Genomic DNA, 11967 nt, shown 5'->3' with positions numbered 1-11967 from the left:
GGTCGGGAAGGTTGCCGGAGCCGATCCCGAGGACGGACATCGTGACTGCTTCCCGTGTTTCCCGACCTGGCCCCCTGGCCGTCGCCTGCGCGTCGGCGGTGGTGGCGGGCGTGCTGCTGGCGCCGCGGGCCCAGGCGGCCCCCGCCGACGACATCCGGATCAACGAGGTGGTGACCACCGGGTCGGTCGACGACTCGATCGAGCTCTACAACAAGGGCACCACGACCGTCGACCTGTCGGGCTGGGTGCTCAAGGACGACAACAACAGCTCGTCGTACAAGATCGCGGCGGGCACCACCCTCGCCCCGAGCGCGGCGCTGGCCTTCGACGTGCACGACAAGTTCGGCCTCGGGTCCGATGACGACGCGCGCCTCTACCTGGCCAACGGCACGACGCTGGTCGACAGCGTCAGCTGGAGCCAGCACTCCGACCCTTCGTGGTCGCGGTGCGCCGACGGCACCGGCGCCCTGCGCGCGGCCGAGGTGACCCTCGGCAGCCCCAACGACTGCCTGGCGGCGGTCTCGTGGCCGGGCAGCGGCTCGGTGGCCAACGCGGACGCGTCGAACGTGTTCGGCGAGGACCTCAGCGGCCTCTACCAGGAGGGCGGCGTGCTGTGGGCCGCGCAGAACTCCGGGGAGCTGTGGCGGCTGGTCCCCAACGGCACCGGCGGGTGGCAGCCGGACACCGGGTGGTCCTCGGGCAAGACGCTGCGGTTCCCGGGCGGGACGGGAGCGCCCGACAGCGAGGGCGTGACCGTCACCAGCGCGGGCTCGGCGGGCGGGGTGTTCGTGGCCAGTGAGCGCAACGGCTCGGGCAGCAGCCGCTTGTCCGTGCTCAAGTACGACGTCACCGGGTCCGGCAGCACGCTGACCGCCACGAAGGAGTGGAACCTGACCGCCGGTCTGCCCCCGGTCGGCGGGAACCTCGGGTTCGAGGCGATCACCTGGGTGCCGGACTCCGCGCTGACCGCCGCCGGGTTCCGCGACGAGTCGACCGGCACCGCCTACGTCCCGTCCCAGTACGGCGCGCACACCGGCGGCGTGTTCTTCGTCGGCGTCGAGGGCACCGCGATGATCTACGGCTACGTCCTGCTCGACTCCGGTTCGTTCACCCGCGTGGCGTCCACCAGCAGCGGGCTGGCCGGGGTCATGGAGCTGCAGTGGGAGCCGCAGGCGTCCCGGCTGTGGGTGGTCTGCGACGACACCTGCGCCGGGCAGCACCGGACGCTGAAGGTCAACGCCTCCGGCGTGTTCGCGGCCACCGCCGTCCACAACCGGCCGTCGGGGATGTCCAACCTCAACAACGAGGGCTTCGCGGTGTCCGGGGCGGCCGAGTGCGTGGGCGGCTCGAAGCCCGTGTACTGGTCCGACGACAGCAACACCAGCGGTCACGCGCTGCGCAGGGGCAGCATCACCTGCTGATCTCCTTTGTCATCAACAGGGTGACAGCGAGGGTGAACACGATGGCGGCACCCGCGATCAGGGTTGGGGTGTTCCCGACCCTGATCGCGGCCGCTGGCGCTAAGAGGTAGCCGAGCGGGCCGAAGCCGTAGTAGCCGAGCCAGTCGTAGGACGACACTCGCGCCAACATGTCGGACGGAACCCGGTGCTGCAACGTGGTTTGCCACAAGGTCCAGTGAGCCGACTGCTCGACACCTAGGACGAACGCACCGACGACTAGAGCGGGCAAGGGCGCGTGGAGGGCTAGTAGCACTGGGAGCGGCAGTAGCAGCAACGCGCCCGATACGACCCACCGCAGATACCGGCGTGGGCGTACTCGGGTAAGCGCTACTCCTCCGACGAGCGCTCCTATGCCTAGAGCGGTCAACACGGTCACCCAGGCGGCAGGGTTACCGAGGATGACCGGTCCGAGGACCATAACCGGCGCGAAGACCGCCATACCGCAGAACGCGGCTAGCACTGTCACGCTCCACAGCCACCGTCGCGCCGTGAACTCCCGCCACCCATCGCGCGCTTGGGCGAGGACTCGACGGCCGGTGGGCGCGGGTGCGTGGCCGATCCGCAGAGCCAGCACCAGCGACGCACTGACCAGGAACGACAGGGCGTCCACCGCGAGCGCCGGACCGGGACCGACCCACACGGTCAACAGGCCGCCGATGGCAGGTCCGGCGATGGTCGACACGGCGATGACGAGGCTGCGCACGGCATTGGCGTCCTTGCGGTTCTCCGGCGTGGACGCCTCGGCACCGATGGCTGTGACCGCCGGGAGGTAGACCCCTGCCGCGATCCCGCTGATGACCTGCAGGACGACCAGGTGCCACACCTGCGCCTGTCCCGTGATCAGCAGCGCCGCGCACCCGCCCTGCGACCCGCACCGCACCAGGTCCGCCCCGACCATCACCAGCCGCCGCGACACCCGGTCCCCCACCACCCCACCCACGACGAGCGCCAGCGCCAACGCGAACGACTCCGCCCCCAGCACCAACCCGATGTCCGCCGCGTCCCCACCGATCCCCAACACCGCGAAGGCCATCACCGCCACGGCCGCCTGGTTCCCCAGCTGCGACACCAGCCGCGCCACGATCAACAGCCGGAACTCCTGCTCCGCCAGCACTTCCCGCATCCGACCCACCCTGCCGACGCGGTGGTGCCCTGTCACCCGGATTACCGCCACCCGACCCGACACCCGACAGAACAAGGACAACTCGAGCGTCCGGTCAGGGAAACCCTTGTGGTGACGACACTCTCGGGTGATGACACCCCGGGACGCCGGGGGGAGACTGGGGTTGGCGGGTGGTCCGGGGAGGTGGATCGTGCCCGAGGAGCAGCAGGAGCGCGTGCGCAACGCCGTCACCGGGTCCGTGGGTGGCGCCTTGGTGCAGGCGGGCACCGTCATCACCGGTGGGGTGCACGTGCACCACCCGCGGGGTAGGCGGCTGCGGGCGCGGCTCGTGACGGTCGTGGTGGTGCCGGTGGTGGTGGCGACCGGGTTGGTGGCGTGGCCGGTGCTCTCCGGCGGCGGCGACGGGCCGCCGTTGGTGGCGCGGGTGCGGCCGGTGCCGGAAGGGGCGTGGGCGTGGGTGCTGCCCGGTCCGGTCGACGAGGCCGCACTCGCCCGGGTGGCCCTGACCCGCGTCAGCGCCGATCGGGACGCGGGTTTCCGCGCGCTGGGCGGGGTGCCCAGCGCGGACACGCGGGTGCTGGTCGGTGGGGTGGCGAAGGCCGCCAACTCGCACCGGATCTCGCTGGTCGGCAACCGGGACGGGCCGGTGCGGGTCATCGGGGTGCGCACCAGGGTGCTGCGCCGGGCCGAGCCGTGGACCGGGGCCCTGGTCGCGTTGACGCCGCAGGGCGAGCACGACGTCCGGCAGGTGGTGACCGACCTGGACGACCCGGACGGCACCGTGCTCCTGCGCGCCGGGCCGGACGACCCCGGCCGTCCGTACCTCGAGGTCAAGGCGGTGACCGTGGGAAGGGGCGAGGACGTGGTGATCCAGTTGACCGCCGCGGTCGGGCGGTCGCACTGCGAGTGGGAGTTGGAGCTGACCGTCGGCCAGGGCTCCGGGCCCGACGAGGTGCTGCGGGTCCGCGCGGACGGCACGGACTCCGGGCCCGCGTTCACCACCACCGCCTGGGACAGCGCGTGGCGCTACCGCGGCGGTCGCTTCCGGGTGATCCCGGTCGATCCCCCGGCCAATTTCGCGTTCGAGAGGGTGGGTTGATGCGCGCCGCGATCCTGGTTCTCCTCCTGGCACTCGGCGGTTGCACGGCAACGGACGACGAACCCGCCCCCGCACCCCGGTCAGGGCTGGTGTGGTCGAACGACGACGGCGTGTTCGTGCTCGACGGCGACCAGCCGCGCCGCCTCGGCAGGTACCACAACGAGCAGGTGGCGGTGGCCGCTGACAGCAGGTCCGGGGCGGTCGTGGTCAGCGACGACTTCCCCAGCTCCGGCGACGATGAGCTGGTCATCTGGGCCACCGGCGGCGGCGAGGCGCGGGTCCCGTGCGGGAGGTGCCAGGGCGTGGCCATCGCGGGCGACGAGGTGCGGACCGCGGAAGCCAACCTGATCCGCCGGTTCGCCCGCTCCGACGGCCGGTTCCTCGGTTCGATCCTCGCTCACCCACCCCGGGCCGTGTCCGAGCCGATCGTGTCCCCGCAGGAGGTGATCGCCGCGACGCCGGAGGTGACCGTGCTGGAGTACGTCATCGACGAACCGGGCCGGTACAACGCCTTCTACGCGATGGACGCCAACGGTTCCGTGCGCTGGGAACACGTTGTCGGCGGCACTCTCCCGGTCCACCAGTACGCGGTCGACCCGACCGGCACCACCCTGGCCTTCTCCACGGGCACGAGCTCGGTGGACGCGGACATGGAGTCCTGGCCGGTGCTCCTCGACCTCGCGACGGGTCAGGTCAAGCCGCTGCCCCCGCTACCGGTCGGGCCCGACGCGCTCAGCATGGTGTCCGACCTCGCGTGGAACGGCCCCAACCTCGTCGTGGTGTCGACAGTCGGCCCGCGCGGCGACACGACCCGCGCAGGCGACGGCACCAGTGCCTTGTTCGAACGCCGGGGTGATCAGTGGGATCGGCACGCGGCCGCGGACACCGCGCAGCTGCGCCCGCTGCCGGGCGGCGGGCTGGCGCGGGTGAACAACCCGTTCAAAGAGCTGGAGATCACCGAGCACGGCACAATCCGCACCCTCTCCGGTTCCGGCTTCATCCTCGGCTCCCCCACGCCCGGCGACGCCGTGCCGCTCGACTGGCCCGAGTAGGCGCTGCAACGAAGTCGGCGTGGGGATCGATGTAGTCGCGGGTGGCCGCGGGGGTCGCCGGTGGAGGGTGTCGACGTGCGGCTGCCGGATCCGAGTCGATCGCATGCGGTGCTGGTCGGTACCAGCGAGTACAGGTCGGACGGGTTGCACGACCTGCCCGCGGTGGAGCGCAACCTCGAGGCGCTGCGCGCGGTGTTGACCGACCCGGCGCTCGGCGGGTTCCCCGAGGACCACATCTCGGTCGTGCACAACCCGGTCGACGACGCGGCGGTGGTCAGCGAGATCTGGCGGCGCGCGGAGCTGGCCGAGGACACACTGCTGGTCTACCTCGCCGGGCACGGGTTGGCCGGGTCGCGCAGCGGCGAGCTGTTCCTGGCGTTGGGCGACACCAATCCCGACCAGCTGCCGTTCCGGACCCTGCGCTACGACGAGCTGCGCACCGTGGTGACCGACCGGGGCCGGTTCCCGGCCGACAACCGGGTCGTCATCCTGGACTGCTGCTTCGCCGGGCGGGCGATCCCGGCCATGTCCGGCAGCGCGGTCACCGGGTTGACCGACATCGAGGGCGTGTACGTGCTGACCGCGACGGCGCCCAACCACACGGCGCTCGCGCTGCCCGACGCCGAGCACACCGCGTTCACCGGCGCCGTGCTCGACCTGCTGCGCACCGGAATCCCCGGCGGACCGGAGCTGCTCACGCTCACCACCGTGTACGAACGGGTGCTGCAGACGATGCGCTCGCGCGGGTACCCGCGTCCGGAGCAGATCAACAAGGACACCATCGGCAAGCTCGCGCTCGCGCGCAACGCCGCGTACGTGCCCGCCGCCACCGCGCCCGAGGTCGACATCCGGGTGGTCGGCATCGGCGGTGGTGGCGTGAACGCGCTCAACCGCCTCTACGACGAGCAGCCCGCCGGGTACCGGTCGATCGCGATCAACACCGATCCGACGTCCCTGCTGATGAGCGACGCCGACGTGAAGGTCGACGTGCGCGGCGACCTGGCCCTCGGCGTCGGCGCGGGTGCGAACCCCGAGCTCGGGCGGCTGGCGGTGACGGCGAGCGCGGAGGACATCGCGGAGGTCCTGGAGGGCGCGGACCTGGTGTTCATCACCTGCGGCGAGGGCGGCGGGACCGGCACCGGCGGGGCACCGGTCGTCGCGGAGCTCGCGCGGCGGGCAGGCGCGCTCACCGTGGGCGTGGTGACCAGGCCGTTCAGCTTCGAGGGCAGGCGGCGCGCGGCCCAGGCGGAGGCGGGCATCGCCGAGCTGCGGGCGGTGTGCGACACGGTGATCGTGATCGCCAACGACCGGCTGCTCGCCCTCGGCGACCTCGGGGTGTCCCTGATGGACGCGTTCCGGCAGGCCGACCAGGTGCTGATGAGCGCGATCCGCAGCATCGTGCACCTGCTGACCGTCCCCGGTGCCATCCGGGTCGGGTTCGACGCCGTGCGCGCCGCGCTGACCGGGGCGGGCGCCGCCGTCATCGGCCTCGGGCGGGCGAGCGGGCCGGACCGGATCGAGGCCGCGGTGCGCGACGCGATCGCCGAGTACGAACGGCTGACCGACCAGGGCATCCACGGCGCCGGGGTCATCCTGCTGTCCATCTCCGGTGACTCGCGGATCAGCTACGCCGACGTCAGCGCGGCCGCCGCCCTCGTCTCCGACACCGCCCACCCCGACGCCGACCTGGTCTTCGGCGCCGCCTTCGACGACAGCGCGGGTGACCAGGTCGAGGTCGCCATCGTCGCCACCCGGTTCAGCACACCCTGACCTGCGATGATGGCCAGATGCGGCACGTAACCGACGACGAGCGGCGAGCACGGCTGGGCGTGCGGCACGGGTTGGCGCCCGGGTCCCGACTGGGGTCACCGGAGGAGGTGACCCAGGCGCTGGGCGTCCTGCACGCGACCGAACCCGCGACGGTCTACCTGTCCTGCTGGGCGCGGACCGACTCGGTGGACGTCGACCGCGCGGGCCATGTTCACGTAGACCGCGCGCTCTATGTGGACCGAACCCTGGTGAAGCAACTGGCGATGCGGCGGACGCTGTTCGTGTTCCCGCGCACCCTGCTGCCCGCGGTGTGGCCCAGCGCGTCAGCTCGGGTGGCGGACGCGGAGCGGGCCCGGATGACGAAGGACGTCATCAACGCCTCCCTGCCTGCCGACTGGCTGGACAGCGCGCGGACCGAGATCCTGGCCGCCCTCGCCGACGGTGGCCTTACCGCCCTTGAGGTGCGCGCGGCGGTACCGATGGTCAACGTCAAGATCGAGAGCCCGGCGACGGCGTGGTCCGCGCCCCGGGTCCTCACCCATCTCGGCGCCACCGGCGACATCTTGCGCGGCGCGAACACCGGACGTTGGAACAGTTCCCGCCCCCGGTGGACCCTCACGTCCCAGTGGCTCGGCGAAGCCCCGCCGTGGATGACCGCCGCCGAGGGGTACCGCGAGCTGGTCCGGGTGTGGCTGCGCGCGTTCGGGCCAGGCACGGAGGCCGACATCGTGTGGTGGCTGGGATCCACGAAGTCGGTGGTCCGGACAGCCTTGGCGGAACTGGAGGCCGTCGCCGTGTCACTGGACGACGGTCAGGTGGGATGGCTGCTTCCGGATGACGCCGGGGTGGTGGATCCGGGACCGTGGGTCGCGCTGCTGCCGGTGCTAGACCCAACAGTCATGGGCTGGCAAGGCCGAGACTTCTACCTGGGGCGACACCGGGATCAACTGTTCGACACCCGGGGCAACGCGGGAACCACGGCATGGGTGGACGGCCGCATCGTCGGATGCTGGGTACAGGACACGGCAGGGGTGGTGGAGATCCGGCTCCTGGAGAAGGTCTCAACGGCTGCCCGGCGCGCCCTGGAGGACCAAGCAGCCCGCCTGACCACCTGGCTAGGCGGTCGACTCGAGACCGGCTACATATCACCAGCCGCACGGTGAGGTGACGCGGTCAAAAAAGCCTCAAGATCGTGGAATAGCGTGGCGGGCGTGACCTCGGATGGTTGGTTGGCTGACACACGGATCTCGTACGACGCGGTGGCTGGGAGCTATGCCGACCAGTTGCGTGATGCCCTCGCTGGTGGTCCGTACTTGCGCGCCGCGTTGGCGGTGTTCGCCGAGCAGGTGCGGGATGGGGCCGGTGGTGGTCTACGTCCACCGCCGTCGGCCGGAGCGGGTGGCTTCCTGGTTGCGGGACGCCGGGTTTGAGATCGAGGCGCAGTGGTTGTGCGACCCGGACGAGCAAGTGCCGCAAGCGTTTCTCTTCGCGCGCAACGCCTCATGAGGTGAAGGCGCAGAGCCAGCGGGTCTCTATGCTGCGGCGCAGGGGTGTGGCGGGTGGGGCCGGGGTTTCGAAGGCGGAGTGCAGGCAGGTCGGGGTGTGGTCCGGCCTGGTGTCGAGTTGCTTGAAGAGGATCAGGTCCTCCGGTGGCAACGACGGGAAGTAGTGGAAGCGGTGGGCGGAACTGTGGAGCGGCACGGTTTCCAGGTTCTGTTCGCCCGCGCCGTCGTAGCGGTACGGGTGCAGGTCGCCGGGCGAGACGGTGCGGGCGTCGATGAGCGCCAAGGGGTTGCGGGTGGCGGGGTGGTCGATGGGTTGCCAGGTGTTGTACCAGGCGAAGTCGTGAGAACGGCCGGGACCGAGCTGAAGGTGGCGGGCGCGGGCCAAGGAGTAGGCCATCGGGTCGGCGAGGGGTTTGTCGCCGTGCAGGAAGCCCGCGTAGCCCGCTTCGAAGTCGCCGGGGTTGCCCCAGCGGATGTAGTGGTGAGTGGCCACGACATGGTCAGCCGAGGTGAGTTTCTGGACCAGGGAAGCCACTTCAGGCAGGTATACGTGCTCGACCGACCGCGGGTCGGTGAAGTCGGCGAGCGTGGTGTGGGAAACCCGTTGGAAGCCGGTCGTTTCCACGTCGCAGTCGGCATCCCAGGCGTCGTGCACCCGGACCGTGTGCTCGACCGTGTTGGCCGCCATCGTCGACCAGTCCGCGATGGTGGGTATCTCGTCGGTGTCACGCCACACGGGCGCCAGGTAGCGGACCCGCGCCTCAACGTACTCGGTCATCCCGATCCCCCAATCGGCCCCGTCGCGGCGACTGTCATGGGAACGCGGCCACGGGGCCCCGACCGACATCCCCGGCTGTCGTCACCACCCACTATACGAATCCAGCGCCCCGAGGCAACCCGCTCAGTCCGGATCCGCGATGTGGTAAGCGAGTCCACTTCGGACTGTTCCGTCCGGCTCGGGGCGGACGTAGCACTCGACGGCCGGTAGCTCCCAGTCGTCGAACGGCGGCGCCACCAGCAGCAGCGCGCCGGGGGCCAGCAACGGCGGCAGCTCGCGCGGCAAGTGGAAGCCTCGCACCAGCCAGGGCTGGTCGTCGGCCGGGTAGACCACGCTCGGCGACGACCGGTAAAGGCTGTCCAGCGGATCGTCGAGCGCGGCACCCAACGAGGCCACATCGACGAGCAACTCTGCCGAGAGCACCGCCAGACCCGCGCGTGGACACACCACTTCGGACAGTCGAGCGACATCAGCGGCGCCGCGCAGCAGGTGACCGCGCTCGCCGAACGGGCCCAGCGCCCACCGTTCCAGCGCGAACAACGGTCCACTGGCGACACGAGCGGCGATCGACCGCCAAGCGCCGTCGTCGAGCGGTGGGTCCAACGGCACTTCCGGGTACTCGACGGCACGCGGTGGCCACGCCGCGACCTCAACCCCAGGCACTGCCAGCTCAGCGGTCACCCCCAGGAAGACCTCGCCGTCGAGCCCAGCCATCAGGTACTGCCCATCGGCGGCCTGGAGCCTCGCGTGCGGGAACGACTTGTCGTCCGCCGCCGCCGCGAGCACCATCCGCACAGCCAGGTCTTGAGCAACGAACTGGCCTTCAAAGGGACCCGCCGCCGCCTGGTCCGGAGTCTCCATATAGGGTTGCCGTACCTCGAAACGGTGAACCTCGGCGGCACGCAGGGCCACCGGCAGGACCCGCGGTGCGTCCGCGGCGGGAACGATGTAGTGCCACATCTACTTCCCCAACCTGTGCAGCCCGAGGTAGGCCAAGGTGTCGCCGTCGACCCTCACCTTGACCGCGTACGTGCCGGTGCGCTGGTCACCACCGAAACCGTCCACCGCCTCGGCACCCTTGAACATACCGCCGAGGTGGGCGCCCGCGGTCGTGCCGCCAGACCCCTCATCGGGTGACAAATACGGTGGGCTGCCACCGGGATTGTGGAACACGATCGCACCGCCCTTACCCCGTTCGCGGATCTTCTGGTAGCCGAGGTGGCCCGCGATGGTCGTCGCGGTCGTGTTGGTGATGCGCTGGCCCGACGCCGCCTTGAGGACCGTGCGGTCGGCCGAGAGCTCGGTCTGCGGCGGCAACTCCGGCAGCTTCTCCGCGCTCGCCTCGATGTCCGTGCGGTCGTAGGTCGCCCCGTACGTCTCGCACAGCCCGGCCAACTCGGCCAGCTCCGCCTGGAGGTCGGCGTTGGTGAACCCGTCGCCCTTGAGCTCGACGAGGACGGCGGACTTCGCGATGATCTGCTCCAGCAACGTCTTCTGGAACTGCGGCGCGGCTGGGTTGTACTTGACCGCAGCGAGCGTCGCGGTGGCCTTGGCGTGGATGCTCGCGGGCTCCGAGGCCATCAGCAGCGTCGACGGCGGGCGGAAGATGAGCCGGTGCGGGTGCCCGTTCATCCGGAAGCCCACGGTGACCGGCCGGAGCTTGGCGTCCTTGCCGTCGGCGCCCTTGCCCGGCTTGCCGGTGCCCCGGATCCGTGCCCAGAGCTTCTTCGCGGCGCCGACGATCTTGTCGACCACCCAGTCGACGGCCTTCATCACCGGTTTCGCCAGCGACTGCACGATCTTCTTGACCTTGTCGGCGACGTCGGAGATGTTGAGGATCGCGGCGAGCGCTCCAATGAGGACCGGGATCGACGCGACGAGCGCTGCCTCGATCAGCCCCGGCACGCCACCGGCCCCGCCGCTCGCGATGGCGACGACGGCGTCGAGCACGGCGTTGACGAACTGGATGATCTGCGCGCCCTGGGTGACGATGAACGTCACGATGTCGATGATCATCTTGACCGCGCGGATGAACGCCGAGGCCGGGTTGAGCAGGCTGACGATCCAGGTGATACCCGCGATCAGCACGGTCGGGATCAGGTATTGCGTGATCTTGCCGAACAGCCCCGCCTTGAGGTCGCCTGTTCTGTCCTTGATGGACTCCCAGATCCCGCCGACACCCTCGGACTTGAGCTTCTGCGCTTCCGGCACGGCCTGTTCGGCCGCCGCCACGGCGGGTTCCGGGACGCCGCGCGCGGTGACCCGGCCCCGGATCGCCGCCCAGGTCAGCCCTAGCAACGAGCCGATCATCATGATGATGCCGCGCAGGTCGAACTTGGCGGGCAACTGGAGTCCGGCGCCAGACATCGCGCCGAGCAACCAGCCGACGAGTCCCTTCTTCAGGTGCTCACCGATGTTGGCCATTAACGCGCGCAGCCCGGAACCCACAGCTGACACCAGGTTGCCGAGGAACCCGATGGGGTCGCGCAGGATGCCCATGACCGCGGCGGCGGCCTTGGCCAGGATGCCCAGCAGCAGGTCCTTCAACTGCATGATGGTGTCGATGACGCCCTTGATCGCGCCGATCGCCTTGGCCACCAGGCCCTTGTTCTTCTCCTTCTCCGCGTCGATCTCCGCGTCGACGGCCTTGAGCGCCTGGTTGTACTTGGTCGCCAGCGTCTGGACGAGCTCGGATCCCTTGGCGTCGACCGACTCGGTCAACTCGTCGAACCTGCCCGCGAACTCCCCCGCCGCCTGCTTGCCCATCGCTTGGAGATCAGCGGGAAGCTTGCGGACCTCGGCCTGCAACTGATCGCGACCGGTCGCGATGCGGGTCTTGGCCCGGGTCAGCTCCGCGCCGATGACGTCGGCGACCGTGGAGATCACGCCGCGCATCCGGGTCACATAGCCCTGGCGCGCGGCGACGAAGATCTGGTTCGCTTCCTCGGGCAGACCGGCGAACTTGTCCTTGACCCACTTGAGCTTCCCGGTGACGCCGGAGTACCGCTTGTCCTTGTAGGCGTCCATCCGCTGTTTGTGCTCGGCGGTGAACGCGTCCCTGGCCGCCTTCTCCCCCGCCGTGAATGCGTCGTCGACCTTCTTGTCCAGACCGGACAGGATCGCCTCGACGTCGGTCTTGGTCGCGTCGAACACCTTCTGCAAGGTCGCGGTCACCTGCGC

General features: G+C 70.4%; 10 protein-coding genes. 6 read left to right on the top strand and 4 right to left on the bottom strand.

Going from position 1 to position 11967, the window contains the following annotated elements:
- Positions 1-41 precede the first annotated feature (41 nt).
- Complete coding sequence (locus LV79_RS13555) at positions 42-1421, top strand: lamin tail domain-containing protein (RefSeq protein ID WP_253836141.1); 1380 nt, start codon at positions 42-44, stop codon at positions 1419-1421.
- Here the strand turns inward: LV79_RS13555 and LV79_RS13550 are convergent.
- Entirely contained in the window at positions 1411-2583 is a 1173-nt protein-coding gene (locus LV79_RS13550; RefSeq protein WP_253836139.1) for an MFS transporter, read from the bottom strand. The genes LV79_RS13555 and LV79_RS13550 overlap by 11 nt on opposite strands.
- Positions 2584-2773: 190 nt before the next feature.
- Between LV79_RS13550 and LV79_RS13545 the strand changes: the two genes are divergently transcribed.
- The 5 genes from LV79_RS13545 to LV79_RS13525 all read left to right on the top strand — a co-directional run bounded on the left by LV79_RS13545 (position 2774) and on the right by LV79_RS13525 (position 7934).
- Positions 2774-3682, top strand: coding sequence for a hypothetical protein (locus LV79_RS13545; RefSeq protein ID WP_253836137.1), 909 nt, complete (start codon positions 2774-2776; stop codon positions 3680-3682).
- Positions 3682-4734: a hypothetical protein gene (locus LV79_RS13540; protein WP_253836126.1), complete on the top strand. Its 1053-nt coding sequence runs from the start codon at positions 3682-3684 to the stop codon at positions 4732-4734. Before LV79_RS13545 ends, LV79_RS13540 begins: the two co-directional genes overlap by 1 nt.
- A gap of 75 nt (positions 4735-4809) precedes the next feature.
- On the top strand, positions 4810-6504 hold the full coding sequence (gene ftsZ / locus LV79_RS13535; protein ID WP_253836124.1) for a cell division protein FtsZ: 1695 nt from the start codon (positions 4810-4812) through the stop codon (positions 6502-6504).
- Between the two features lie 17 nt (positions 6505-6521).
- Entirely contained in the window at positions 6522-7667 is a 1146-nt protein-coding gene (locus LV79_RS13530) for a winged helix DNA-binding domain-containing protein (RefSeq protein ID WP_253836122.1), read from the top strand.
- A 48-nt stretch (positions 7668-7715) separates the two neighbouring features.
- A complete protein-coding gene (locus tag LV79_RS13525; protein WP_253836120.1) occupies positions 7716-7934 on the top strand; it encodes a hypothetical protein in 219 nt (72 codons plus the stop codon).
- Between the two features lie 70 nt (positions 7935-8004).
- Here the strand turns inward: LV79_RS13525 and LV79_RS13520 are convergent, their stop codons facing one another.
- The 3 genes from LV79_RS13520 to LV79_RS13510 all read right to left on the bottom strand — a co-directional run.
- The gene (locus LV79_RS13520) at positions 8005-8787 is read right to left on the bottom strand and encodes a CmcJ/NvfI family oxidoreductase (RefSeq protein WP_253836118.1); all 783 of its coding nucleotides are present in this window, start codon (positions 8785-8787) and stop codon (positions 8005-8007) included.
- 123 nt (positions 8788-8910) lie between these two features.
- Positions 8911-9648 (bottom strand): hypothetical protein, encoded by a 738-nt coding sequence (locus LV79_RS13515; RefSeq protein WP_253836116.1) that lies wholly within the window; start codon positions 9646-9648, stop codon positions 8911-8913.
- 99 nt (positions 9649-9747) lie between these two features.
- Positions 9748-11967, bottom strand: a 2220-nt coding sequence (locus LV79_RS13510; protein ID WP_253836114.1) for a toxin C-terminal domain-containing protein, incomplete at its 5' end; no start/stop codon positions are given.

The organism is Actinokineospora globicatena, from assembly GCF_024171945.1.
GTDB lineage: Bacteria > Actinomycetota > Actinomycetes > Mycobacteriales > Pseudonocardiaceae > Actinokineospora > Actinokineospora globicatena.
The sequence above is the reverse complement of the archived record's forward strand: the minus strand, read 5'-3'. Positions and strand labels throughout refer to the sequence as shown.

What these genes read in the sequence shown, in the direction of transcription:
- LV79_RS13550 (WP_253836139.1), bottom strand. Translation starts at nt 2,583, where the DNA reads ATGCGGGAAGTGCTGGCGGAGCAGGAGTTCCGGCTGTTGATCGTGGCG.
- LV79_RS13540 (WP_253836126.1), top strand. Translation starts at nt 3,682, where the DNA reads ATGCGCGCCGCGATCCTGGTTCTCCTCCTGGCACTCGGCGGTTGCACG.
- LV79_RS13530 (WP_253836122.1), top strand. Translation starts at nt 6,522, where the DNA reads ATGCGGCACGTAACCGACGACGAGCGGCGAGCACGGCTGGGCGTGCGG.
- LV79_RS13520 (WP_253836118.1), bottom strand. Translation starts at nt 8,787, where the DNA reads ATGACCGAGTACGTTGAGGCGCGGGTCCGCTACCTGGCGCCCGTGTGG.
- LV79_RS13515 (WP_253836116.1), bottom strand. Translation starts at nt 9,648, where the DNA reads ATGGAGACTCCGGACCAGGCGGCGGCGGGTCCCTTTGAAGGCCAGTTC.